Here is a 24,452-nt window from a genome sequence, read left to right on the forward strand (position 1 = left end):
TGATCAAAGCCTCCCGAGCGCCGATTACGCTGCGCAGTGCCACTGCATGATCACGCCGGTCCATGTGTACGAGCGTACACAAGGGCGTTGGTTAAAATCCGCCGTGTGATCTCAGAGCCGCTTTGGGACGTCGCCGTGATCGGCGGCGGACCCGCCGGACTTTCTGCCGCGTACGCCTCGGCCTCGCTCGGCGCCCGCACGATCGTGCTGGAGCGTGCCGAGCATCCGCGCTACAAGACCTGCGGCGGCGGCTTGATCGGCACCTCGATGGGGGTGGCCGAGCCGCGGATCACGGTCCCCGCGCGGGACGAGGTCAACGCGATCACGTTCACCCGCGACGGACGCCGCGGCTTCACCCGGCATTCCGACCGGCCGATCCTCACGATGGTCCGGCGCGACGACTTCGATCTGGCCTGGTATCGGGCGGCGACCGACGCCGGTGCCATCGTCCGGCAGCATGCCCAGGTGCGCGGCATCGACCAGGACGCCGACATGGCCACGGTGACCTTGACGGACGGCACCGAGATCACCGCGCGCGTGGTGATCGGGGCGGAAGGCTCGGCGGCGATCAGCTCCCGGCACGTCGGCGTCACGCTTGACCAGCAGGATCTCGGGCTCGAGGTGGAGCTGGCCGCGACCGAGGACGACCGGCGTGCGTGGCGCGGACGGGTGCTGCTCGACTGGGGTCCCTACCCCGGGGCGTACGGCTGGGTCTTCCCGAAGGACGACGAGCTCACCGTCGGCGTGATCATGACGAAGGGGCACGGCGCCGAGACAAAGCAGTATCTTGCCGACTTCGTGGACCGTCTGGGCCTCACCAACCGCACCATCGTCCGCGACTCCGGCCACCTGACCAGGTGCCGTCGCCCCGACTCGCCGGTGCGCAAGGGCCGGGTGCTCGTCGCCGGGGACGCGGCCGGCCTGCTCGAACCGTGGACGCGAGAGGGCATCAGCTACGCGTTGCGCTCCGGCATGTGGGCCGGCGAGGTGGCCGCGAAAGGGTCGGACCTGGACGCGTACGACCGCAAGATCGCCGCGGAGCTGGCGCCGGAAATGGCCGCCGGGCGCCGCCTGCTCAAGGTTTACGCCCGGCATCCGTGGCTGGTGCACGCCTCGATGGGCACGCCGGTCGGCTGGCGCGCCTTCCAGATGTTCTGCCGCGGTGATCTTTCGATGGCCCGGGTGCTGCGACGCCCGGCGATCCATACGGCCGTACGCATGCTGGGCGCCTGATACGACATTCACGCCAAGTCCGGACCCGCACCGTCATTCGGTGCGAACCGGCGCAGCGATCACTCGGCCCGAATCGGCGTGCCGGGTGCTCGACTTGGGTCGCGGCCGACGGGCCACTCGACCGGGACCGGCACGGCTGCGGAGACCGGCCACGGGGCCCACTGCACCGCCGCCGCGAAACCGCCACGCCGGGCATTTCGGGCGTCCTTCTTGGTCAGCGGGCCTTCTCGGCGGGCGTTGATCCGCTCGCCGATGAGTCTGATCTCGAACCAGGACCCGCCGACGCCGCGCCGGACCCGCTCCCAGAGGCCGCCCTCGATCAACGCGGCGGTCTGCGCGCGGAAAACCTCGACGAGTTCCGCCGGGTCCTCGTCGCAGACGTCGCAGCCGCATCCGGGCAGATCTTCGGACCACCACCTCCCGAGCCGCACGTGCAGTCCCGGGAAGTCGGTGAATGCTATGGCCAGCGGGCCCGCCGCCGGCGTACGCGGAATCAACCGCACCATCCGCACCAAGCCCTCATCGGGCCCGAGCTGCTCCTTGGTCTCCCGCCGCTCGATCATGTAACGCTCGGTGAGCTCATCGAGCAGCTGATCCGCCGCATCGTGCAGAACGGCGAAGCGCTCAGTGTCGGTGCCGTGCGGGTGAGCCCTCACCAGCGCAGTATGCCGCGCTGTGTCCGCGGGCACACGGTGATGAGGAATTACCACCGTCATGCGAAATCGAATTCGCCGCTCCGCGCGCCTTTGACGAAGGCCGCCCACTCGGCGGCGCTGAACTCCATCGGGCTCTGGCCGGGGTTTTTGGCATCGCGCACCAGAACGCGATCCCCGGTCCAGGCGACCTCCACACACGCATTAGTGCCGCAGTGCGACGATCGCAGCCACCGCAGGTCATTCGTCGGCTTGATCATATGTTGCACCTCCGTGACGGATCCCGTCATCCACGGTAAGCGACCGTCACGACCCTCGGCGCATGTCAGCGTGAGTGAAGACATGTTCCATGCGTCATTCACCCTCGAATCGACGAAAAGTCCAAGTAATTTGCCTGCTAAGTCCCTTCTGTCACATGTGCGGTGAACGATCGACTCGTGTCACCCTGCACCCGGAAGTGAGCGGGAGCGCGCGCCCAGATCGAGGTGCAGGGTGACCCTCATGATCAGCTTAAAAACGGAACTCGCCGGCGGTGACGCCGTCAACGAAAGCGTTCCACTCATCAGCGGTGAAGCTCAGCGGGGCGATGTTCGGGTTTTTCGAATCACGAACGAGATATTCGTCGTTCACTCTGGCCACCTCGACGCAGGTGTTGTTGCTGCACCGAGTGCTCTTGTGCCACTCGACCGAGTTGCTTTCCATCTTACGCTCCACACAAAGAACCCGCAGTCCTGCTGACTGCGGGGGGTCAAATATATGTTAGGTGCTTTCTCGGTCGCGGATGTGCGCTTCGAGTTCTTTGATCCTGTTCCGCATGAAGTCGATCGTGTCTTCCTCAGTTGCGGACGCGCGCCAGATTTTATCGAAGCGCTCGTGGTGTTTCCGGGCGATTTCCCGATCCTCGACGATCTCGTCCACCAAGCCGGTTTCCCGGTAGAGGACGTCGGATGTCGGGTCTCCCGCACGCAAGGTGTACAGCTCGAAGGTCGCATTGTTCGTCAACGGTGCGTGCGGGGAGTCGAACGGAATCATCCTCACGTTGACCTTGCCCGCCACCGCCAGGTCGAGCAGGAAACTCAGCTGCTCGACGAAGACCTCCAGGCCACCCAGCGTGCGGTGGAAGACGGACTGATCGAACAGCGCGTACATACGCAGGTCGCCCAGCCGGGAGAGAACCGTCTGCCGCCGGCGGTCCCGGGCCTCGGCCCGATGGTGACGCGTGGCGGCGGAGATCTCGTCGTCTTCGAATTTCGCGAAGTTGGCCGCCGTATAGGCGGCCGTCTGCAGGGGGCCCGGCATGAAATGCATCTGGTAATAGCGAATTTCCTGCGCCTCGATCTCATATTCGATGAGGCGCATCGAGGCGTCGGTGATATGCGACCGGAATTCGGGCGTCTGATACCAGGCAGTCCGCTGCCGAGTCCGAGCGATTTTCGCGAAGGCGAGCAAATCCGCGACCGTCGTCTTGTCCTTGACATTCAACAAGGTCAACAATGGGCGGAGGTCGTTCGGAGAAATCCGAACATCACCGTTCTCAATACGAATGATCTTACTGAGGGACCACTCCATCTCCTCAGCCACTTCGAGCTGAGTCAGATTTGCTGCCTCCCGAGCCTCACGCAACGCGAGACGAAGATGTCTGCGCGCGACGGTCGGAGAGACGTCTTCGGTCACAGTCCTCAGTCGATCCTTCGTCGTTGAAGAAACCTCGTGCCACCTTGCAGCATGCGCGGTGGCAGCTAGCAAGGTGGCACCATGCTACCCACTGTCCTCACTCAACGATGAAATCGCCGCGAGGTTTTCCCTAAAAGTGACTTGTCACTGAGCAACTCCGAGCGGTGATCATCATGCCGCGATCGAACCGGTGTGGAAGCGTACTACCGAGTAGCTCTCCATGACCCGTTGAAGAGCTCGTGCCACCTGGTTGAAGGTCCTTTCGTCCATGGTGGAGTAAATGATCAGTTCGTCGGCCCGCAGCTCGAATCGGCGCTCGGCGCGTCCCCGGATGAGGACGGCGGCGAAGGCCGCCGGCAGCAGGATGTTCTTCGGAGAATGCCGGGTGAGCCGCGCACCGCGCAGATCGGCGATGGCGTACACCCGCGGTGTCTCGCCGAGCCAGACGAACTGGCCGGCCGTGATGAGAGCGTCGGGACCGCGATAGTAGAGGCGCACTTTTTACATCCCCCCTCACGGCAGTCACGCGCGAGGAGGGGCCGCGGAGCGGCTAGAGAGAATTCCACCTCGCATGCCTGGGCGGAGCGGGACAGTCCGGAGGCGACAACGGCACCCGGTTGCCGCCGGGTGCCGCTCGCTTACTCCCCCCTTGCGTGTCACTCCGCCCTGTCGTGACTGTCTGCATTCAGTAGAGCACCGACACCAGTCTCATCGCTACTGTGCAATCTGCCATCTGGCAGATTGCGACAAAGCTAAGCCGCCCACGGCGCCGGCAGGCCGTTCTCCATGGCCCGCAGCAAAGCACGTTTGACCTGGTTGAACACTTGCGCATCGGCGGACGAGAAGAGCTCCACGGCGACGCCCCGATATTCGGCACGCAGCACCAGACGTTGTGGACGACGCCGCAGTACGCCGAAGAGGGCGACCGGCAGGGCAGCCAGTCCGACCATCGCGAGGGTCAGCCACAGGCCCGCGACCGAATAGATGAGGGCGCCGGCGGCCAGAACCGCGCCGGCGCCGGCGAATGTGGCGGCATTCGACCTGTCCGCATCGTCCCGGGTGACACCGACATTACGCAGATCGCGAATGGTGAATGTCTCCCACGGCACGCACCGAACGAAGAGTTCGCTGGTCACGACGACGTCGGGACCACTGTAGTGGATTCGCACCTCGAACTCCCTTCCGCTCTTGCGAGGACGGGACAGGAGGGGCCACGATGGGCGCAGAGAGAATTCCCCGCCTCGCGCATGTCCTAGAAGGGCCGGCCTCCTCAGCGAGACCGCCCGGACTCTGTTCCGGGGCGACAACGGCACCCGGTTGCCGCCGGGTGCCGTCGTTAACTTCCGCCCTTTTGCTGGTACTCATCAGTAGAACACGCCACCAGGCAATCCGCCACCGTTCAACTTGCCACGTTGCAGGTTGCGTAGCACATCCGTCACTTCCGACCGCTCTTGTGGCGTTTCACCGACTATCTGATCGGGTAGCGACCGGTCAGATGCGACAGTCGAACCTGTGAGCACGCAGGTGGAAGGGCGATAACCCGCATGGAGAGCCGACTCAAGATCGCGGGCCAGGCCGTGCAACCCATCCTGGTGATGTTCCCCCTGGGCCTGTTCGCGATGGCAGCCATCTTCGACACCGCCAACCTCCTCGGCGGTCCGGGCATCCTCGGCACGCTCGCCTGCTGGAACGTGGTGGCGGGCCTGGTCGCCGGCATTCTCGCGACGATGGCCGGGGCGCTCGACGTCGCCTTCGCCCGCCCCGAGTTCAAACGCGTCGGCATGCTCCGCGTGCTGCTCAGCATGGGCTCGCTCATCCTTTTCGCGGTCATCCTCATGCTGCGCATGGGCAACACGGACCGCGCGGCCGGCGCCGGCGTCTACTTCGTCGAACTGATCGCACTGGGCGTCAGCGGCTTCGGCGCATGGTTCGCCAGCCGCCTCGCCCACGGCCGCATGCCGGCGTTCGCCCGCGCCGCGCTCGGCCAGCGCGGCTGAGATCCCCTAAAAGTCTCGTAGCGCCCTGCTGGTCAGCGGCTTTCGTATGCCTGCCTCGGCCCGCAAACCGAGGCGCGGCTGCACGAACAACGTGACCCGTCGGCGTCCATCCGGACCACCACCTCGTCCTTCGGCACGCTGTGCGCCACCACCCGGCCATCCCCCTCGGGCGTCGTCACCCTGGTTCCGACGGCCGGAGCGGACTCGGCAAATTTGGCGTACAAAGGATGTTCGTACTTGAGGCAGCACATCAGCCGCCCGCACGCGCCGGAGATCCGCAGTGGATTGAGCGGCAGGTCCTGGTCTTTCGCCATCCGGATGGTCACCGGCTCGAAGTCGGTGAGGAACGTGGCGCAACACAGATCGCGGCCGCAGGAACCGATGCCGCCCTGTACGCGGGCCGAGTCGCGGGCGGAGAGCTGGCGCAGCTCGACGCGGCAGTGCAGGGTGGCGCCGAGGTCGCGGACCAGGGAGCGGAAGTCGACGCGATGCGGGGCGGTGAAGTAGATCGTCGTACGCGCGCCGCCGGTGCCGGCCTGATCCAGGACGTGATCCACGGCCACGACCTTCATCGGCAGCTCGTGCGCCTTGATCAGTTTCTTCGCGGCGGTCTTCGCCTCGGCCTTGCGTTTGCGCAGCAGCTCATCACGGCGCAGATCGTTGTCATCGGCGAGGCCGGCGACACGCGGGTAACCAGCGGTGTCCTCGCTGACCCACTGCGCCGCCCAGACGCACTCCGCCACCTCGGGTCCGTCGTCCGTGGGCACGAGCACCCGGTCGCCGACCTTGGGCGAGAACTCGCCCGGATCCAGGTAGTAGAGACGGCCATACCGGTTGAAGCTGACCGCGCACAGCATGCCCATGGGCCCACCCTACTCGTGCGATCTCCCGTACCAAATGCCGGTTTTGACCTACCCGGCGGGGTTGTCACATAGATCGCGCGCAACCGCCCAGATCGACCTTCGTTGGGCAGACCCGTAGACGCCGTTCGCCGGTGGCGGCAGACGCCGCTGGATCGAAACGGCAGACTCGGGAGGAAACCTGCCATGACGTCCGCCAGGTCGCTGGCCGCCAGTGTCGCCGCGCTCGGTTTCGCGAGCGCACTCACCGCGCCGATGCCCGCGCTCGCGGCACCCGCGCCCTGCGAACGAGCCGAGAACTACGCGGCCCAGTCCGGCGCGGCGCTGCTCCGGATCGACGAACTCGAGGTACGCAAGGCGGCGGAACGGCCCGTCGCCAAGCCGGGCGACCAGGAAAAGGACGAGCCGGCCGACTCGGTGTTCTCGGACATCGACCCGACGACGGACAACCCGGACGACAGCGACAGCCTCAGCGAGGGCATCGGCATGTTCGGGACGAACCTGCTGAACCTCGCGGACCTGTCCCACGTGACGGTGTCGGAACTGGACCGGGGCGGATCCGGGGGCGGTGCGATGGGCGTGCCCGAGGCGGCGAGCGTGTCCGACGTCGGAGTCGGCGAATCCCGTACGGCAATGGTCGCCACCACCCGCATCAACGCGGCCGGATACGCCCGGATCGCGGACGCCAAGGGCGACCTGTCCGAGCCGGTCATTCAGCAGGCGCCGCCGACGCACGACAAGGCGACGACCCGGAACACGGCGGCCGGCGATGTCGGTCCGCTGACCGTCGGGAAGGGGACGATCGCCGCCCACGCACGCTGGGACGGCGCGATGGCCTGCGGGAAGGCGGCGGGTGAAACGTCCCGTGCCGACACGGAGCTGAAGAAGGTGAGCCTGGGCGATCTGGTGCGCGTCCCCGAAAAGCTGGTCAGCCGGTCCACCACCGCGCTCGAACGCAGCGGGGGCGAGACCCGGACGGTGGCGTCGTCGGCGGTGACCGCGAACCGTATCGACCTGGCCGGCGGCGCGATCCGCGTGCGCGTGCTGCGTCAGCCCACGCTGGTCGCATGCATGTCGACCGCGGGCGGCGAGATCTCTTACACCCCCGCGGCGATCGAGGTCTCCGGTGAGGGCATCACCACCAAGCGGCTGTCGACGGCCGGTGACCATGCCGACGTGACGCTGCGTTCGCTCGAGGCGGCGCCGTTCCCGGGCTTGGACACTCTGCGCAAGGGCGCACCGCTGCCGTTGCCGATCATCCCGGGCCTCCCGAAGATCTCCAGCCCGCACCTGGAGTCGGCGCCCGCGGGCGGCGAGGGGACGCGGGTCCGGATCTCGCTGGGCGAGGTGCGGCAGGCGAGGAAGGGCCGGGCGATCGCGGCCAAGGCGACCGCCATCCAGGTGGCGATCACCCAGGGCGGCGGCTCGGACGCGTCGTCTGCCTCGGACCGGGACAAGAAGGGCTACGGCTCGGCGACGACGCTGGCGATGACCATGGGCTTCGGCTTGATGGAGGCGGCGGCGGTGGCTCCCGCGGCAGACCTCGAAGGTGTTTCCGCCGCCGGTGGCACGGCCGGTGGGCTGCCGATCACCGGACCCCGGCTGGACGTTCTCGCGTACGCCGGAGTGGGTCTGCTGGCCGTCGGCGCCGGGGCCGTGTTGATGACGATTCGCCGTCGGCGGTCACGGCTTTAGACGAGTAAGTCCTAACCGCGGTGGTAGGCGGTGAGTGACCTGGTCACGGTGTAGCTCCGGTGGCGCCAGAGCTGAGGCGCTGCGGCGATCCGTTCGCCGCCGGGCCGTCCCGCTATCTGGACACCGCGGTCACATCGTGGATTTTTGTGAACCTTGGAGAGTTGCGCCCACATACGAGCCCTAACTCTCCAAGGTTCACATTCGGCCGGAAAAAGCTACCGGGCGAAAGCCCCGTTACGTGACAAATATACTCTCTACAATGGACGCTAGTCTCACATCGCGGACGGTGGGTCCATGATGCGGGCGCAGGTCTCAGCAGGCGGTCGCCCGTCTCACGGAATGGAAGCGCCGCGCGGCCGCGCCCCGAGCCGGCCCGTCCGGCAACCCAGCCGATCCGATAAATCTCGGGAAATGTCGGATATGCGAGAGGGGTGGCGGGGGGCTGGCGGACGGACGGCGATCAGATCGCTGATCGCCTACGGCCACTGATTCGGCTAGGGCCACTGATTCGGCTAGGGCCACTGACTCGTCTAGGCGACGGGTCGGGCAACCGGAACCGATCGCCCGGATGGAGAGACATCGATCCCCTCTCGGTGGAGCTCCCGTCAACGGATGTCCGATCCTGGTCCGCCAAGTGGCCCTAAGCCGTCCGAATCCCGAGACAACCATCGATTTCCAGCGTTGAGTGAGTTCTACACCTGCGGGGGGTGCAGGAGGGCACGGCGTCGCATTCGGCTTTTCCGGTTGTCCGAATGCGGCGCCGCGTCCGGTTCCACCGCCCGCGGCAAAGCCGGGCCACCGCCCGGCCCCAGCCAGCGTCGGGCCCCAGCCAGCGTCGGGCCCCAGCCACCGTCGGGTCAGCCGCGCCAAAGCCTCAGCATCATCGCCTCGACGGCGATCTCGGGCTTGACGTTCAGGTCGATCGCGTCCCGGCAGGCCAGCACCGCCTCCAAGCGACGCAACGCGCTCTCCGGGCTCCACTTGCCGGCCGCCGCCTCGGATTGCGCCGCCACGTCGGTATGCACGACCGGGACCGGCGCCCGCAGGCTGGTGATCAGCACGTCGCGATAGAAACCGGCCAGGTCGACCAGGGCCCGGTCGAGCGCGTCGCGCTTGGCTCGGGTCGCCCTCGACTTCTGGCGTTTCTCCAGGTCTTTCAGCTGGCCGGCGGCGCCTCGGAAAGCACCGGCGGCGCCCCGCCCGGTGCCGCCCGCGCCCAGCGCCTGCTCCAGCGCGGCCCGCTCGGAAGCATCCATCTCCACGACCAGCTCGGCCGCCTCCGCCTCGGCGGCCTTGATCAGCGCGGCGGCCGCGTCGTAGCAGGCGCCAACCCCGGTCAGCCGGCGGGGAACGGTCAGCACCGCGTCCCGGCGGCCGCGGGCCTCCGCGTCGCCGGCCAGTCGCTTCGCCCGGCCGACGTGGCCCTGGGCGGCGGCCGCGGCCCAGGTCGCGACGTCCGGCGCGACGCCGTCCCGGCGCACCAGCACCTCGGCCACCGCGTCCGCGGGCGGCTGCCGCAGCGTCACCACGCGGCAGCGGGAGCGGATCGTCACCGAGATGTCATCCGGGTGGGTGGACGGGGTGCACAGCAGGAAGACGGTGCGCGGCGGGGGCTCCTCGATCGCCTTGAGCAACGCGTTGCCCGCCTGCTCGGTGAGACGGTCGGCATCCTCGATCACCACGACCTGCCACCGGCCGCCGGACGGGGCGCTGGCCGCGCGCAGCACCAGGGCCCGCATCTCGTTGACACCGATCGAGAGGCCCTCGGGGACGACGAAGCGCACGTCGGCGTGGGTTTTGCCCATGACGGTGTGGCAGCCGTGGCACTCACCGCAACCGACGCCGCCGCGCTCGCACTCCAGCGCGGCCGCGAACGACCTGGCCGCCACCGACCGCCCCGAACCCGCCGGGCCCGTGAAGATCCAGGCATGGGTCATGGCACCCACCGCCACCTGCTCGCCGGCGACCACCCGGGCGGCGGCCGCGGCGGCCTGGCGCAGCGTGGCGACGGGCTCGTGCTGGCCCACCAGATCCGCGAAGACGTCGGTCACGCACCGAATGGTATTGCGCGGGTCCGACAAAACCGCAGGCGCGATCCGAGGTTATCCACAGTGGAGAACTTGACGTAGCGCGGGCGTCACGCTTCCGGGTACGGTCTGATCCCTGAGCGCGACGGCGCGCTGACGCGCGGTAAGGAGCGTGGCATGGGCCGTGAGATCGACGAGTCGTGGATCGACGACGCCATCCAGCGGTTCAAACGCTTTGATCAGCAGCGCGATCAGTACGAGAGGGCCGTCGCGACGCACCTCGTCTCCGTGCACTCGGCGGACGACACGATCGAGATAGTGGTGACCGCCGCCGGCGACATCACCGACGTCCATCTACGGGGCTCCCTGCACCATCGCAACCCGGTCGATTTCGCGCGCGAGTTGAAGGAGGTCATCACCAGCGCCGCCGAGGCGGCTCGCTGGGCGCGCGAGAAACTCCACGGCGAGGTCTTCGGAAAGCTCCCTTCGCTGGAAGAGGACATATGAACCATCTTGCCGACCGCCTCGATCGCGCCGCGGAGTCGCTGACCGCCATCCAGGCGCGCCTGCCCCGGCTGACCGTCCCGGCCGCCGCGTTCGGTGCCGACGACGCGGGCGCTCCCGGCCACCTGGGCCGTGACCTGCACGCACACTGGACGGCGGTGCTGACGGCCCGATCCCGGGAAGCCGCGACGGCCGCCGCGCGCCTGACGGAAATTGCTTTTTCCGTACGCGACGCCCAGCAGCGTTATACGACAACGGACGAGGCAGCCGCTCGTCGCCTGCGCGGGCAGAACTGGTGACGGCCGGTGACGGATCTCCTTGATCAAGTGCTGGCGGCGGCCGATCCGCTGGTCCGCCGCGTCGACGAGGTGCTGAACGCGTCCGGCGCGCCGGACGGGCACGCCCTGTGGACCGAGCTTCGGCGCGTGCGGTTACTCCCCGGCGACGCGGCCCGCGCGGTGGCGGCGCTGGATCCCGCGCCGTTGTCCGGGGCCGCCGACGCGCTGCGCGCCGACGCTCGGACGTGCGCCGACGCGGCCGCCGAGCTGCCACCGCCGGACACGTGGACCGGCGAGGCCGCGGAGGCGTATGACGATCTTCGACGGCGGACGGCGGCTCGGTTGAGCGGCACCGACGACAGCTTGGACGAGCGATGGGAGGCCACCGCGGATCTGGCCGACGCACTGGCCGACTGGATGAGCACGGCCCGTTCCGACCTGGCCGTCGTTCTCGCCGAGGTGATGATCTCCGCCGAGGCGGTGACGCTGGTGACCAGCGAAACCTGGCCGGCGACGGCAGATCAGGCGTCGGCGGCCGCCGCGGTGGGCACGCGCATCCTCCGGTCGGTGGCCGCGAGCTACGCGGACGCGGACGACCTCTTGCGCGGCTCGGCGCCGCTGGCCAGCGCGATCCCGCTTTAGCGGACGCCGCCCCGCGCCGGCTAGCGGCGCTCCGCGCGCTGCTGGCCATTCGGGCCCTCGGGTGCGTCGTCGTCGAGACCGAGCACCTCGGCCATCTCTTCCAGCGGCGACTCGGCCCGATTTGTCCCATTGGGCGGCCGAGAGTCGGCGGTGACGCCGGGCGTGTCGCCCGCGGTGGGAACAGAGCCGGCCGCCGCGTCCTGCTGGGCGACCACCAGATCCGGGGCCGACGTGTCCGGCTCGGGTGGGACCTCGGTCGAGGCCGGCGCCGGATGCGTCACCACGTCGGCGGCGAGGATCGCGGACAGGCGCTCCACCACGGCCGCGCCGATCTCCTCCTGTGGGCGGCCGGCGTCCAGCACGAGGTAACGCCGCGGGTCGGCGGCGGCCAGGTCGAGGAAGGCGTACCGCACTCGCTCGTGGAACGCCTTCGACTCGCTCTCCAGCCGGTCGGCCCCGGCGCCCCGGGAGTCGACGCGGCCCAAGCCCACGGCCGGGTCCACGTCCAGCAGGACCACCAGGTCGGGCTTCAGGCCGCCGGTCGCCCACGAGGACAGCCAGGACACCTCGGCGACCGGCAGCGTGCGGCCCGCGCCCTGGTACGCGAGCGACGAGTCCACGTACCGGTCGCTGATCACCACGGCGCCCCGGGCGAGAGCCGGTCGCACCACCGTGGCCACGTGATGGGCTCGGTCCGCCGCGTACAGCAGGGCCTCGGCCCGCGGCGACGGCGCCTCGGTCTTGTCCAGCACCAGGCCCCGGATGCGGGCGCCGACGTCGGTCGCGCCGGGCTCCCGGGTCACCACCACGTCGCGGCCCTCGGCCTGCAGGGCCGCGGCCAGCCGGGTGACCTGGGTCGACTTCCCGGCGCCCTCGCCGCCCTCGAAGACCACGAACAGGCCGGTACGGACGAACTGCTCAGCCGGCGCCAGCGGACGGCCGCGGATGGAACCCCAGAGGTCGGCCAGCACCGGAACGCCGTGCTTGTCGTCCATCTGCCGGAACGCGCTGATCCCGGCAAAGATCCCGGCGGCGCCCGCGAGCAGCAGCAACACCCGGGTGGACGAGACGGCGACGGTGAACGCGCCCAGGTCGACCCGCCGCGAGCTGCCCAGACCGACCAGGAAGCCGGAGAGGGTGATGGCCAGCAGCAGGACTATCCGGACGCCGATCTGGACCACGGCGAACGTCCGGCCGCGGACCGCGTCCTCGACCTCGGCGTACAGCAGGGTGATGCCCGCCAGGAAGGCCATGCCCGCGCCCGCCCCGACAAGCAGGGCACCGACCAGCGCCATCGACAGGTGGAACGCCACCCCGAGGAACATCACCGCGCCGCCGGCGAGCACGATGCTCATGCCGAACCAGCGGCGGCGGGACAGGTCGCGCACAATCATCGGGCCGAGGCCGATGCCGACCGCGAGGCCCATGAAGATGACGCCGAAGAGCAGGTAGAACGCGGCCTCACCGGCGCCGAGCGAGGTGGCGAACGTCTTGGCCGCACCGATCACGACGCCACCGGCGGCGAACGCCCCGAAGATGCCCAGCACCAGGCCGCGGACCACGGGCGTACTGCCGAGGTATTTCCAGCCGTCCATGAACTGGCGGAACATGCTCTGCTGGGCCTCGCGCTGACGTTCCGCGCTCTTGCCGCCGATCTCCTTGATGCCGAAGAAGACGACCAACGCGGTGGCCAGCCGGGACAGCGCGTTCAGGTAGAGCGCGATCTGCACCGGCTGTGCCCAGTCGGGTAAGGCGACCCCGGACTGCTGCAGGCCGGCGGTCAGCGCGGAGAGCAGCAGCGCGGCGAGGATCGGCGTGATCCCGTACGTGGTGATCAGGGTGAGCTGGTTGGAGATCTCGAGTTTCGACTTGGGGATGAGGTTCGGGACCGCGGCTTCCTTGGCCGGGATCCAGATCAGCGTCACGGCCTCGCCGACGAACGTGGCGATCGCGGCCCACGCGACGGTGATCGCGGCGTCCCCGCCGAAGAGCGGGACCAGCGGGATCGATCCGTAGAACACGAACCGGATGAGGTCGGTGATGACCATGGTGTAGCGCCGGTCGAACCGGTCGGCGAACACCCCGGCGAGCGGGCCCAGGACCAGGGAGGGCAGCAGGCGTACGGCGATCGTGCCGCCGAAGGCCGCGCCCTGTCCGGCACTGCTCTGGAACTGCGCCGCCGCGAAGATGCCGGTGGCCAGCAGGCCGATCCAGTCGCCGAACGAAGCGGCGCCCAGAACGAGCCAGAGCCGCCGGAACGGACGGATGCGCAGCACGGATCGCAACGCCGCCGCACCTGAAAGGTCGACAGGTCCGGTTTCCCGCGTTTCGGTGTCGATGGCCGTACCTCCCGTGATCCCCGCAGGGTGCACTCTAACCGGCGGGCTCGAACGGCCGTGTTTCGCACGTTCGTGTGGCGCATAGGTGAAGCTATTTCGCATTGTTCATAAAGGCGTTAACGTGCCTCCCGTGAGCGACACCCTGCGCGAACGCCTGGACCGGGCGACCGGCCACCTCGAGACGCCGGTCGCGGCCGTCGACCTGGGGGCCTTCGACGACAATGCGTCGCAGCTCGTGGCCAGGGCAAACGGCAAGCCCCTGCGGGTGGCCAGCAAGTCGGTGCGCTGCCGGGCGCTGCTCGAGCGGGTGCTGGCGATGCCCGGCTGGCACGGTGTCATGTCGTACACATTGCGGGAAGCGATCTGGCTGGTCCGCGCGGGGGTCACCGACGACGTGCTGGTGGCGTACCCCACTGTTGATCGCACCGCGATCCGCGAGCTGGCCGGCGACCAGAAGCTGGCCGACGCCATCTCGATCATGATCGACCACCCCGCTCACCTGGACATCGTCGATCAGGTGACGCCGCCCGGCGACCGTCCGGCCGTCCGGCTGTGCATGGATCTCGACTCGTCCTGGAAGCCAGGCGGGTCACTGCACGTGGGCGTGCGCCGGTCGCCCGTGCACTCCGCGGCGCAGGCGGGCGCGCTGGCTCGCCGCGTCCGGGCACGCCCGGGTTTCCGGCTGGTCGGCCTCATGTCGTACGAGGCGCAGATCGCCGGCGTGGGTGACGACCCGCCGCGACAGGGCCTTCGCGCCCGGGCCATCCGGGTGATGCAGTCCCGCTCGTACCCGGAGATCGTCCGTCGGCGCGCGAAGGCGGTGGAGGCCGTCGGCGACCTCGAGTTCGTCAACGGTGGCGGCACCGGCAGCGTCGCGGCGACCGCGAACGACCCGGCGGTCACCGAGGTCACCGCCGGTTCCGGGCTGTACGGGCCCACGCTGTTCGATGCCTACACCGCGTGGCGGCCGAGGCCGGCCGCGTTCTTCGCGCTCAGCGTGGTCCGCCGCCCGGCGCCGCGGATCGCGACGGTGCTGGGCGGCGGCTGGATCGCCTCCGGCCCGGCCGAAGCGTCCCGGCAACCCAGCCCGTACCTGCCGGCCGGCCTGCGGTTCAAGCCGGACGAGGGTGCGGGCGAGGTGCAGACCCCGCTGGTGGGCGAGGCGGCCGAAACTCTACGACCGGGCGACCGGGTGTGGTTCCGGCACGCGAAGGCCGGCGAGCTCTGCGAACACGTCAACGATCTGCAACTCGTCGACGGGGAGACAGCGACGCCGGCCCCGACCTATCGCGGAGAGGGTCATGCGTTTCTCGGATGACCTACGCCGTGACGTGACGGTGCAGGTACTCCCTGATCAGCGCCTTGGCCTCGATGATCACGGCCTCGTCACCGTACTGGGCGCGGCGGAACGCCAGCTTGATCAGCGCGTCCGCCGCCTCGACCGAGATCTGCAGCGCGAACCGCAGGCGGACCCGGTCCATGAGCTGGAACTGGTCGACCAGGAGCTCGGCCAGTCGCTCGGCGATGACCGCGTTGTTGTCGCGCTCGACGTCCAGCAGGTGGACGTCGACGACGTCACCGAAGTGCAGCGTGCGGAACCCCGCCACGCTGCGGTGCATCTGGATGTAGACGTCGATGGCGGCGTCGACGCCGTCCCACCAATGGGCGAACGTCTCGCTCGCGAACCGAGCGGACAGCCCTTGGAGGTAGGCGTCCATGTTGCGCATTGCGAGGGCCTGCACGATGGCCCTCTTGTCCGGGAAGAACTGATAGACCGAGCCGATGGCAACCTCGGCACGCTCGGCGAGCAGCGTCGTGGTCAGCCCTTCATAGCCGACCTCGTCGACGAGCTCCGCGCAGGCGTCGAGCATGCGCTGGACCCGGGCAACGCTTCTGCCCTGCACCGGGACCCGGCGCAGGGGTCCGGTGGTGACGGTTGGTGTCGACACGCGTCGCCACTCCCTCTCAGCAGTGTTAATCGGAACGTTACTCGGATCAACGAGCGAGAGGCATCGACGGGACGCGGGGATCCGACGCAAACCCGGTTTGGTGCGGTTGTCCGCTCGTACGGAGGACAAAGCCAGAATGACGACCCCCAGGACCGCCCATCGTTGGATCAATTGGGGCGGAAATCAGCAGTCTCTCGCCGTCGATATCTTGACTCCCGGCACGATCGACCAGGTTTGCGCGCACGTCAAGGAAGCGTCGGAATGTGGACGCAAAGTTAAGGCGGTCGGAACCGGGCATTCCTTCACCGATATCGCCGTCGCTAATGATCAGCGGATGCTTCTGCACCGTCTGAGTGATCTCGTCACGGTCGACGGCTCGCTGGTGACGGTTCAGGCCGGGATGCCGTTGTCCAAGCTCAACCGGCTGTTGGCGCAGCACGGGCTGGCGATGCCGAACCTCGGCGACATCGACGAGCAGACCGTGGCCGGGGCGATCTCCACCGGAACGCACGGGACGGGTGCCGGCCATTCGACTCTCGCGTCCTGCGTAGAAGAGGTCAAACTGGTCACCGGCACCGGCGACGTCCTTATCGTCAAGAAAGAGGATGAAATCTTCCCGGCGGCCCGATTAGGGCTCGGCTCTCTCGGCATTCTGGTCGAGGTCACCCTGCGCTGCGTGGAGGCATTTACGCTGCTCGCCGACGAGCGGCCGATGCCGCTGGCCGATGTGCTGGCCGGCCTCGACGAATGGATCCCGGCGAACGATCATGTCGAGTTCTACTGGTACCCCTACACCGACCGGGCCCAGCTGAAGATCAACAACCGGGTCGAGTCGAACGATCACCCGCTGTCGGACTTCCGGGGCTGGCTCGACGACGAGTTCCTGGCGAACTCGGTCTTCGGCGCCGCCTGCCGCCTCGGCCGGCGCATCCCGCCCCTGGTCCCGGCCATCAGCGCGGTCGCGGCCAGGGCACTGACGGCCAGGACCTACACCGAGCGCTCCGACCACGTTTTCTGTACGCCGCGACGAGTCCACTTCACCGAGATGGAGTACGAGATCCCCCGAGGCGCCCTCCCCCAGGTGCTCGACGCCCTGCCCACGATCGTCGAGTCGCTGCCGTTCAAGGTGCAGTTCCCGGTCGAGGTGCGCTTCACCGGCCCGGACGATGTCTGGCTATCGCACGGCTACGGACGCGAATCGGCGTACGTGGCGGTGCATCAATTCGTCGGGAGCCCGTACGAGGCGTACTTCCGTGCCGTGGAGAACGTCTGCCGGCCGCTCGGCGGGCGCCCGCACTGGGGGAAGCTGCATTACCGCACCGCCGATGACCTGCGCCCGGTCTACGAGAGGTTCGACGACTTCGTGGCCGTCCGCGACCGTCTCGACCCGGCCCGGGTCTTCGCGAACGATTACCTGGACCGGGTGCTCGGCGCCTGACCCTATATATCTACTCGGCGCTGGCCGTGGCCTTCTTCGGCGCGGCCTTCTTCGCGGCCGCCACCTTCTTGGCCGGTGCCTTCTTCGCCGCGGTGGTCTTCTTCGCGGCCGTCTTCTTGGCCGCGGTCTTCTTCGCCGCGGTCTTCTTGGCCGGCTTCTCGTCCGCCGACTTCGGGGCCGCCTTCTTCGCCGCCCGCTTGCGCGGCGCCGGTCCCTTGGCCCGCTTCTCGGCGAGCATCTCGGACGCCTGCTCGACGGTCAGCTCCTCCGGGGTCTGACCGCTGCGCAGGGAGGCGTTGTACTCCCCGTCGGTCACGTACGGACCGAACCGGCCGTCCTTGATCACCATCGGCTTCTCGGTGACCGGGTCCGGACCCATCTCGCGCAGCGGCGGCTTCGCGGCCCCCCGCTGGCGCGTCTTCGGCGCGGCCAGCAGGGCCAGGGCCTCGTCCAGGCCGATCGTGAAGAGCTGGTCCTCCCGGTCGAGCGAGCGCGAGTCGGTGCCGCGCTGCACGTACGGGCCGAACCGGCCGTTGCGCGCCACGATCTCGGCGCCCTCGGCGTCCTTGCCGACGATGCGCGGCAGGGTGAGCAGCTGCAACGCCTGGTCGAGGGTCAGCGTCTCGGGCGACTGGCTGCGGAACAGCGACGCCTTGCGCTCGCCGCTCGACACGTACGGGCCGAACCGGCCCGACTTGATCACGACGGACGCGCCGTTCGCCGGGTCGTCGCCGAGCGTGCGCTCGCCCCCGCCGCCGAGGAACAGCTCGTCGACCTTTTCCTCGGTGAGCTCGTCCGGGGCGACCCCCTCCGGGATCGACACACGGTCCTCGGGGGCCTCCTCGGTCGCGTCCGGAACCTGCCGCTGCAGGTACGGACCGTAGCGGCCGACCCGCACCACGACGTGCCGGCCCTCGGCGTCGTCGAAGAGCGGGATCGAGTTGATCGACCGCGCGTCGATGGCGCTCAGGTTCTCGGTGACCAGCTTGCGCAGGCCACCCGCCTTGGCGATGACGTCATCGTCGTCGGCGGTCTGGCTGCCGAAGTAGAAGGAGGTGAGGAAGTCCTGCGCGGCGAGCTCGGCCCCGGCGATCTCGTCGAGGTCGTTCTCCATCGCGGCGGTGAAGTCGTAGTCGACCAGGCGCGGGTAGTGCCGCTCCAGCAGGTTGATCACGGCGAATGCGATGAACGTCGGGATCAGCGCCTGACCCCGCTTCTCCACGTAGCCGCGGTCCTGGATGGTCTGCATGATCGACGCGTACGTCGAGGGGCGGCCGATGCCCAGCTCTTCCAGGGCCTTGACCAGCGAAGCCTCGGTGTAGCGCGCCGGCGGGATCGTGTTGTGCCCGGCCGCGGCCAGCTCTTCCGCGTTCAGCGCCTGGTCGCGGACCAGGTTCGGCAGGCGGCGCTCGGCGTCCTCGGCGTCCGCGTTCTCGTCGTCCGAGGACTCCACGTACGCCCGGAGGAAGCCCGGCTCGGTGATCGTCTTACCGGTGGCCCCGAAGTCCGCCTCCTCCTGCGCGGTGGAGACGGCGCGGATGCGTACGGAGATCGAGTTTCCGACCGCATCGATCATCTGCGACGCGACCGTACGCCGCCAGATCAGCTCGTACAACCGGAACTCGTCGCCGGAGAGCTCGTTCGCCACCTCGCCGGGAGCGCGGAAGTTGTCGCCCGCGGGCCGGATGGCCTCGTGCGCCTCCTGCGCGTTCTTGACCTTGCCGGTGTAGCGGCGCGGCTCCGGCGGGACGCTGCGCTGGCCGTACAGCTCGGCGATCTGCCGCCGGGCGGCCGCGATGGCCGTCTCGGACAGGTTCACCGAGTCGGTACGCATGTAGGTGATGAAGCCGTTCTCGTACAGCCGCTGGGCGGTGCGCATCGTCTGGGCCGACGACATGCGCAGCTTGCGGGCCGCTTCCTGCTGCAGCGTCGAGGTGATGAACGGCGCGTACGGCCGGCGGCGGTACGGCTTCTCCTCGACCCGGGTGACCTTGAACTCCTGGCCGTCGAGGCGGGCGGCCAGACCGCGGGCGCCGTCGCCGTCGAGCTGGACCGCGCCCGAGCCCGGCTTTAGCTGCCCGGTGGTCGGTTCGAAGTCCTTACCGGTGGCGATGCGGTCGCCGTTGAGCGCGATCAGTGTCGCGTTGAAGCGGCGCGCGCCCTCGACCTGGCCCTGGACGGCGAGCAGGGCGTTGATGTCCCAATACTCCGCGGAACGGAACGCCATGCGCTGGCGCTCACGCTCGACCACGATCCGGGTGGCCACCGACTGGACCCGGCCCGCCGACAGCTTCGGCATGACCTTCTTCCAGAGGACCGGGCTCACCTCGTACCCGTACAGGCGGTCCAGGATGCGCCGGGCCTCCTGGGCGTCCACCAGGGCCTTGTCGATGTCGCGCGGGTTGGCGACGGCGGCCTGGATGGCGGCCCGGGTGATCTCGTGGAAGACCATCCGCTTGACCGGCACCTTGGGCTTGATCGTCTCGACCAGGTGCCACGCGATGGCCTCGCCCTCGCGGTCCTCATCGGTGGCGAGGAAGATCTCGTCCACCTCGCGGGCCAGCTTCTTCAGCTTGGCGATCTGCTGTTTGCGGTCGGCGGAGATCACATAGAGCGGATGGAAGCCGTTGTCGACGTCGACACCCAGCCGGGCCCACGATTCGCCCTTGTACTCCTCGGGCACCTCGTCGGCGTTCTTCGGCAGGTCACGGACATGGCCGATAGAGGCCTCGACAAAGTAGTCGGGGCCTAGGTAACCGGCGATCGTCTTGGCCTTCGACGGAGACTCGACGATGACCAGACGGGTCGTCCTGGTGTCACTCGGCACGGCACTCCCAAGATTCCACGCTCAGCTGTCCGCCCTCCGGACAGACTTTCAACGTAACGCGCCGGACGAGCACACATTCCCCGGCGGGCGGGGAGTCGGATGGTAACGGTCCGGCCACCGCATGCGTCCGACGGCGACACCGTACACCGCGAAGACCGCGTCGTGTCGCACACAATCCAGGAAGATCACGCACCCGCCGCGCCGGGCCACAGGTGTTCCGGTGCCGCCTCGGGCCGGTCGCCGACGAGTTCGGCGAGTCGCCGCAGCCGTCGCTTGCCCATGATCAAATACCGGCTCCGGTCGGCCGCGACACGCCCGGCCAGACCGGCTCGGACCAGGGCGGCATCGATCATCACAACATCCTTCGCCGGGTCCAGGCCGAGCGCGTATCCGCCGGTCACGGGCTCGCCGGCGGCCGCCACCCAGAGCCGGAGCCGAGGTCCGGAGAGAAAGAGTTGGGTGGCTGCGCCGGTCCAGAAATTCGCAAGACCATTCAATCTCCGGGAGTACGCCGTGAGGACCTCGAACCGGGGGCCGGACGGAACCTCGTCGTTCTCGCCGGTCGACTCGTCATCGCTTTCCGTGTTGCCATCGTCACTCTCGATGCGAGGCGCGTCGCCGGCACCGGATTCGTCGGCATCGTTACGCTCTGAGCTGGCGCGACGCGTCTCATGCTCGTCGTGCTCGACATCACCGACGGGCGTTTCGGGCTGTTCGTCGTATTCACCGGAAATATCACTCTTGATCGGCGAGTCGCGCGGGGACAGGTCGGTCGGGTCGATTCCGGCGAAATCGGCCGGATCGTCCAGGCGTACGGGAAAAGGACGCCAGGTGACCACCAAGCCGCGGCTGACCAGCTCGGCGACCAGGACATGGACCCGCCAGGCGGCATCCACCGGGACCGTGACGCGGGCTGTACCGCCCATGCGGCCCAAGCGACCGGGACCGGCCAGCAGACCGGCGAGATCGGCCGGCGATGGTTCGGTGGTCGCCGCGCCGAAGAACGGCAGCTGACCGCTCGGGGGTGGCGACGGCCGGGGCGGCAGACGCCGCTTCGCAGCCGGAACCGGCGCGGGGAGCCCCTCGCGCGGGATCAGCGGCCACCCCGGTTCCTTCATCTCACCGGTTGCCGTCTCACCGGCACTCCGGCAGCTCGTCGAAGGCCTCTTGCAGCTCGGCCGAGTTGAGCTTGCTCGTGTCCAGCCCGCTGGCCGAATAATCGGCCTGCAGCTGCGCGACCACCTTGGTCACCTGCTGGTAGAAGGGCTCGGAGCGGGCCGTGTCGAGCGCCTGGATGCCGGTTCGCGCCTTCCCGTACGCGTCACGCATCGCGGTCAGCGACGAGAGGAAACTGTCGGCTATCTGCTTGCCGTTGGTGACGTCGGGCACCCCGGCCTTGGCCACCCCGGCCCGCGCCTTCTCACTCGCGTTCTCGGCGCCGCCGAACAGCCGGGACAGGTTTTCCTTCGCCTGGCCAGGCGTGGTGAGCGCGCTCATCTGCTGCTGGGCACGGGTCGTCAGCGAGCCGATCTCGGTGCGCCAGGGCTCCAGAGTGGTACACACCGACGACGCCCACGCGCGAGCGCCGTGCGTGCCGGAACAGCCGGCGACAATCGAGGCGAAAGCTAGCAGGACCACCAACGCGAGGGGACGAGCCGGACGCATGGGAAGCAGCGTACGGGCAAGGTCCGACAACCTCATATCCACGGCGAGGGACACCCGGCCGTGACCGGGTGTCCCTCGATGACCATGTGGACGATCAGGCGGTGACCTTCGCGCTCGGCGTGTTGTCGCCGGCCGGGGTGGACGGGACGTCCTCGCCCATCGAGATCGGCTTGCGCTTGCTGTACACCACGGCCACCACGACGATCGCGGCGGCGACCAGCGCGATGGTCACCCGCAGCGGGGTGTTCGCGTCGTCGCCGATGCTCCAGGCCACCACGGCCGGGGCGATCAGCAGCGAGACCAGGTTCATCACCTTGATCAGCGGGTTGATGGCCGGGCCCGCGGTGTCCTTGAACGGGTCACCCACGGTGTCACCGATGATGGTCGCCTCGTGCGCCTCGGAGCCCTTGCCGCCGAACGCGCCGTCCTCGACCAGCTTCTTGGCGTTGTCCCACGAACCACCGGAGTTGGCCAGGAAGACCGCCATCAGCGTGCCGGCACCGATGGCACCGGCCAGATAGGACGCGAGCGCGCCCGCGCCCAGGCCGAACCCGACAGCGATCGGCGCCATGATGGCCAGCAGACCGGGGGTGATCAGCTCGCGCTGCGCGTCCCGGGTGCAGATGTCCACGACCCGGCCGTACTCGGGCCGCTGGGTGCGGTCCATGATGCCGGGGAACTCGCGGAACTGGCGGCGGACCTCCATGACGACCGCGCCCGCCGAGCGGGAGACGGCGTTGATGGCGAGGCCGGAGAAGAGGAACACCACTGCCGCACCGATCAGCAGACCCACCAGGCTGCGCGGGTTCGCGATGTTGAGCAGGCCGAGGATCTCCCCGCCCACCCGGTCCGGGCTGATACCGGCCTCACCGAGCGAGCTCGCGAGGCTGTTCGTGTACGAGCCGAACAGGGCCGTCGCGGCGAGCACCGCCGTCGCGATCGCGATGCCCTTGGTGATCGCCTTGGTGGTGTTGCCGACCGCGTCGAGCTCGGTGAGGATCTGCGCGCCCTTCTCGTCGACGTCGCCGGACATCTCGGCGATGCCCTGCGCGTTGTCCGAGATCGGGCCGAAGGTGTCCATCGCGACGATGACGCCGACCGTGGTGAGCAGGCCGGTGCCGGCCAGCGCGACGGCGAACAGCGACAGGGTCAGCGACGCGCCGCCGAGCAGGAAGGCGCCGTACACGCCGGCCGCGATCAGCAGGGCGGAGTAGACCGCGGACTCGAGGCCGACGCTGATGCCGGCCAGCACGACGGTGGCCGCACCGGTCTGCGACGACTTGCCGATGTCCTGCACCGGCCGCCGGTTGGTCTCGGTGAAGTAGCCGGTCAGCGCCTGGATGGCCGCCGCCAGCACGATGCCGATCACGACCGCGCCGACCGCCACCCACCGCGGGTCGCGGCCGCTGGTCAGGATGTCCGGCGCGATGCTGTCGTCGTTGAAGCCCGCGAACGTGGACGGCAGCCGCCAGAAGCTGACCACCGCTACCGCCACCGCCGCCACCAGGGCCGAGATGTAGAAGGCCCGGTTGATCGCGGTGAGGCCGTTGCGGTCGCTGGGACGCAACCGCGTGATGAAGACGCCGAGGATCGCGATCAGGACACCGATCGTCGAGATGATCAGCGGGAAGATCAGACCGTCCTGACCGAACGCGGCCTGGCCCAGGATCAGTGCGGCCACCAGGGTCACGGCGTACGACTCGAAGAGGTCGGCGGCCATGCCGGCGCAGTCACCCACGTTGTCGCCGACGTTGTCCGCGATGGTGGCGGCGTTGCGCGGGTCGTCCTCGGGGATGCCCTGCTCGACCTTGCCGACCAGGTCGGCGCCGACGTCCGCGGCCTTGGTGAAGATGCCGCCGCCGACCCGCATGAACATGGCGAGCAGGGCGGCGCCGAAGCCGAAGCCCTCCAGGACGGTGGGGGCGTCGCTGCGGAAGATCAGAACGACCAGCGCGCCACCGAACAGGCCCAGACCGACGGTGAGGAAGCCGACCACACCGCCGGTACGGAAGGCGATGCCCATCGCCTTCTCCCGGCCGCCGGACTCGCCGGCCGCCGCGGCCACCCGAAGGTTCGCGCGGGTCGCGAGCGCCATGCCCGCGCCACCGATGAAGGAGCTGAAGACCGCGCCGACGATGAAGAACAGCGAGCGGCCGATCTTGACCCACGTCTCGTTGTCGGTGTCGTGCACCGGCAGGAGAAAGAGCACGACGACCGCGATCACGACGAAGACCGCGAGCGTGCGGAACTGGCGGAACAGGTATGCCGACGCGCCTTCTTGCACGGCGCCGGCGATCTCCTGCATGTTCTTGGTGCCCCGGCCTGTCTTGAGCACCGACTGCACGAACACCGCGGCGAAGGCCAGCGCGATCAGCGCGAACGCGATCGCAACGATGACGAAAGTGACGTTCGACCCACTTAGGGACACCCCGCCCGCGGCTAAGGTTCTTTCGGTCCCGGACATCAATGTCCTCCTGTATCACCGACCGCGCCCGGGACGGCGGACGAGACCATCCGGACGCATCCCCGTCACGGGGAGACGACAACCGAGCAGTAGCTGATAACTCGCGTACTGTATAGGTCCGTCGTGGTGATGGTCACACCCTGATCCGGCCGTGTCGCGGTGATGTTCGCCGCTGTGTTAGCGCGGCAGCCTCGGCGTAAAGGCGCA

The 24,452-nt window shown here is 68.7% G+C and carries 22 protein-coding genes; 8 read left to right on the forward strand and 14 right to left on the reverse strand.

What is annotated here, in order from left to right:
* The first annotated feature begins 105 nt into the window (after positions 1-105).
* The gene (locus HH310_RS39045; protein ID WP_312034609.1) at positions 106-1,233 is read left to right on the forward strand and encodes a geranylgeranyl reductase family protein; all 1,128 of its coding nucleotides are present in this window, start codon (positions 106-108) and stop codon (positions 1,231-1,233) included.
* A 59-nt stretch (positions 1,234-1,292) separates the two neighbouring features.
* Here HH310_RS39045 and HH310_RS39050 read toward each other — a convergent pair whose 3' ends face one another.
* The 6 genes from HH310_RS39050 to HH310_RS39075 form a co-directional block, all read right to left on the reverse strand.
* Complete coding sequence (locus tag HH310_RS39050; protein WP_312034610.1) at positions 1,293-1,889, reverse strand: DUF6226 family protein; 597 nt, start codon at positions 1,887-1,889, stop codon at positions 1,293-1,295.
* A gap of 56 nt (positions 1,890-1,945) precedes the next feature.
* Positions 1,946-2,146, reverse strand: a complete 201-nt coding sequence (locus tag HH310_RS39055; protein ID WP_169180792.1) for a DUF397 domain-containing protein — start codon at positions 2,144-2,146, stop codon at positions 1,946-1,948.
* Positions 2,147-2,396: 250 nt separating this feature from the next.
* The gene (locus HH310_RS39060) at positions 2,397-2,588 is read right to left on the reverse strand and encodes a DUF397 domain-containing protein (RefSeq protein WP_169180793.1); all 192 of its coding nucleotides are present in this window, start codon (positions 2,586-2,588) and stop codon (positions 2,397-2,399) included.
* Between the two features lie 57 nt (positions 2,589-2,645).
* Positions 2,646-3,560 carry a helix-turn-helix transcriptional regulator gene (locus HH310_RS39065; protein WP_169180794.1) on the reverse strand — a complete coding sequence of 305 codons (915 nt, stop codon included), beginning with the start codon at positions 3,558-3,560 and terminating at the stop codon, positions 2,646-2,648.
* Positions 3,561-3,731: 171 nt separating this feature from the next.
* Positions 3,732-4,058 carry a hypothetical protein gene (locus HH310_RS39070; protein WP_169180795.1) on the reverse strand — a complete coding sequence of 109 codons (327 nt, stop codon included), beginning with the start codon at positions 4,056-4,058 and terminating at the stop codon, positions 3,732-3,734.
* Between the two features lie 254 nt (positions 4,059-4,312).
* Positions 4,313-4,729 carry a DUF6232 family protein gene (locus HH310_RS39075; protein ID WP_169180796.1) on the reverse strand — a complete coding sequence of 139 codons (417 nt, stop codon included), beginning with the start codon at positions 4,727-4,729 and terminating at the stop codon, positions 4,313-4,315.
* 375 nt (positions 4,730-5,104) lie between these two features.
* Here HH310_RS39075 and HH310_RS39080 point away from each other — a divergent pair, with 375 nt between their 5' ends.
* On the forward strand, positions 5,105-5,557 hold the full coding sequence (locus HH310_RS39080) for a DUF2231 domain-containing protein (protein WP_169180797.1): 453 nt from the start codon (positions 5,105-5,107) through the stop codon (positions 5,555-5,557).
* Between the two features lie 32 nt (positions 5,558-5,589).
* Here HH310_RS39080 and HH310_RS39085 read toward each other — a convergent pair whose 3' ends face one another.
* Entirely contained in the window at positions 5,590-6,420 is an 831-nt protein-coding gene (locus tag HH310_RS39085; protein ID WP_169180798.1) for a regulatory iron-sulfur-containing complex subunit RicT, read from the reverse strand.
* A 183-nt stretch (positions 6,421-6,603) separates the two neighbouring features.
* Here HH310_RS39085 and HH310_RS39090 point away from each other — a divergent pair, with 183 nt between their 5' ends.
* Positions 6,604-8,112, forward strand: coding sequence for a hypothetical protein (locus tag HH310_RS39090; RefSeq protein WP_169180799.1), 1,509 nt, complete (start codon positions 6,604-6,606; stop codon positions 8,110-8,112).
* 857 nt (positions 8,113-8,969) lie between these two features.
* On the opposite strand, the gene HH310_RS39095 is transcribed toward HH310_RS39090, so the two are convergent.
* The gene (locus tag HH310_RS39095; protein ID WP_169180800.1) at positions 8,970-10,163 is read right to left on the reverse strand and encodes a DNA polymerase III subunit delta'; all 1,194 of its coding nucleotides are present in this window, start codon (positions 10,161-10,163) and stop codon (positions 8,970-8,972) included.
* 153 nt (positions 10,164-10,316) lie between these two features.
* Here HH310_RS39095 and HH310_RS39100 point away from each other — a divergent pair, with 153 nt between their 5' ends.
* Genes HH310_RS39100 through HH310_RS39110 form a run of 3 tightly spaced genes read left to right on the forward strand, consistent with a single transcriptional unit; the run spans position 10,317 to position 11,563 of the window.
* Complete coding sequence (locus HH310_RS39100; protein WP_169180801.1) at positions 10,317-10,646, forward strand: YbaB/EbfC family nucleoid-associated protein; 330 nt, start codon at positions 10,317-10,319, stop codon at positions 10,644-10,646.
* The gene (locus HH310_RS39105; RefSeq protein WP_169180802.1) at positions 10,643-10,942 is read left to right on the forward strand and encodes a type VII secretion target; all 300 of its coding nucleotides are present in this window, start codon (positions 10,643-10,645) and stop codon (positions 10,940-10,942) included. The genes HH310_RS39100 and HH310_RS39105 overlap by 4 nt, the downstream gene beginning before the upstream one ends.
* Positions 10,943-10,948: 6 nt before the next feature.
* Positions 10,949-11,563 (forward strand): hypothetical protein, encoded by a 615-nt coding sequence (locus HH310_RS39110; RefSeq protein ID WP_169180803.1) that lies wholly within the window; start codon positions 10,949-10,951, stop codon positions 11,561-11,563.
* A 20-nt stretch (positions 11,564-11,583) separates the two neighbouring features.
* Here the strand turns inward: HH310_RS39110 and tmk are convergent, their stop codons facing one another.
* The gene (tmk, locus tag HH310_RS39115; RefSeq protein WP_169180827.1) at positions 11,584-13,830 is read right to left on the reverse strand and encodes a dTMP kinase; all 2,247 of its coding nucleotides are present in this window, start codon (positions 13,828-13,830) and stop codon (positions 11,584-11,586) included.
* 193 nt (positions 13,831-14,023) lie between these two features.
* Here tmk and HH310_RS39120 point away from each other — a divergent pair, with 193 nt between their 5' ends.
* Entirely contained in the window at positions 14,024-15,220 is a 1,197-nt protein-coding gene (locus HH310_RS39120) for an amino acid deaminase/aldolase (protein ID WP_169180804.1), read from the forward strand.
* Position 15,221: 1 nt separating this feature from the next.
* Here the strand turns inward: HH310_RS39120 and HH310_RS39125 are convergent, their stop codons facing one another.
* A complete protein-coding gene (locus HH310_RS39125) occupies positions 15,222-15,851 on the reverse strand; it encodes a TetR family transcriptional regulator (RefSeq protein WP_169180805.1) in 630 nt (209 codons plus the stop codon).
* A 136-nt stretch (positions 15,852-15,987) separates the two neighbouring features.
* On the opposite strand from HH310_RS39125, the gene HH310_RS39130 reads away from it, so the two are divergent.
* Entirely contained in the window at positions 15,988-17,289 is a 1,302-nt protein-coding gene (locus tag HH310_RS39130; RefSeq protein WP_169180806.1) for a D-arabinono-1,4-lactone oxidase, read from the forward strand.
* Between the two features lie 10 nt (positions 17,290-17,299).
* On the opposite strand, the gene topA is transcribed toward HH310_RS39130, so the two are convergent.
* The 4 genes from topA to HH310_RS39155 all read right to left on the reverse strand — a co-directional run bounded on the left by topA (position 17,300) and on the right by HH310_RS39155 (position 24,245).
* Positions 17,300-20,116, reverse strand: coding sequence for a type I DNA topoisomerase (topA, locus tag HH310_RS39135; RefSeq protein ID WP_169180807.1), 2,817 nt, complete (start codon positions 20,114-20,116; stop codon positions 17,300-17,302).
* Positions 20,117-20,301: 185 nt separating this feature from the next.
* Positions 20,302-21,234, reverse strand: a complete 933-nt coding sequence (locus HH310_RS45930) for a hypothetical protein (protein WP_396027572.1) — start codon at positions 21,232-21,234, stop codon at positions 20,302-20,304.
* A 16-nt stretch (positions 21,235-21,250) separates the two neighbouring features.
* Complete coding sequence (locus HH310_RS39150) at positions 21,251-21,781, reverse strand: hypothetical protein (RefSeq protein WP_169180808.1); 531 nt, start codon at positions 21,779-21,781, stop codon at positions 21,251-21,253.
* A gap of 94 nt (positions 21,782-21,875) precedes the next feature.
* Positions 21,876-24,245, reverse strand: coding sequence for a sodium-translocating pyrophosphatase (locus tag HH310_RS39155; protein ID WP_169180809.1), 2,370 nt, complete (start codon positions 24,243-24,245; stop codon positions 21,876-21,878).
* Positions 24,246-24,452: the final 207 nt, after the last annotated feature.

The organism is Actinoplanes sp. TBRC 11911, from assembly GCF_012933445.1.
In the GTDB taxonomy this organism is placed as follows: domain Bacteria; phylum Actinomycetota; class Actinomycetes; order Mycobacteriales; family Micromonosporaceae; genus Actinoplanes.

Excerpts from the sequence above, each read along its gene's own strand:
- HH310_RS39080 (WP_169180797.1), top strand. The coding sequence starts at position 5,105 with ATGGAGAGCCGACTCAAGATCGCGGGCCAGGCCGTGCAACCCATCCTG.
- HH310_RS39130 (WP_169180806.1), top strand. The coding sequence starts at position 15,988 with ATGACGACCCCCAGGACCGCCCATCGTTGGATCAATTGGGGCGGAAAT.
- HH310_RS39060 (WP_169180793.1), bottom strand. The coding sequence starts at position 2,588 with ATGGAAAGCAACTCGGTCGAGTGGCACAAGAGCACTCGGTGCAGCAAC.
- HH310_RS39085 (WP_169180798.1), bottom strand. The coding sequence starts at position 6,420 with ATGGGCATGCTGTGCGCGGTCAGCTTCAACCGGTATGGCCGTCTCTAC.
- HH310_RS39100 (WP_169180801.1), top strand. The coding sequence starts at position 10,317 with ATGGGCCGTGAGATCGACGAGTCGTGGATCGACGACGCCATCCAGCGG.
- HH310_RS39090 (WP_169180799.1), top strand. The coding sequence starts at position 6,604 with ATGACGTCCGCCAGGTCGCTGGCCGCCAGTGTCGCCGCGCTCGGTTTC.
- HH310_RS39150 (WP_169180808.1), bottom strand. The coding sequence starts at position 21,781 with ATGCGTCCGGCTCGTCCCCTCGCGTTGGTGGTCCTGCTAGCTTTCGCC.
- HH310_RS39055 (WP_169180792.1), bottom strand. The coding sequence starts at position 2,146 with ATGATCAAGCCGACGAATGACCTGCGGTGGCTGCGATCGTCGCACTGC.
- HH310_RS39155 (WP_169180809.1), bottom strand. The coding sequence starts at position 24,245 with ATGTCCGGGACCGAAAGAACCTTAGCCGCGGGCGGGGTGTCCCTAAGT.
- HH310_RS45930 (WP_396027572.1), bottom strand. The coding sequence starts at position 21,234 with ATGAAGGAACCGGGGTGGCCGCTGATCCCGCGCGAGGGGCTCCCCGCG.
- HH310_RS39105 (WP_169180802.1), top strand. The coding sequence starts at position 10,643 with ATGAACCATCTTGCCGACCGCCTCGATCGCGCCGCGGAGTCGCTGACC.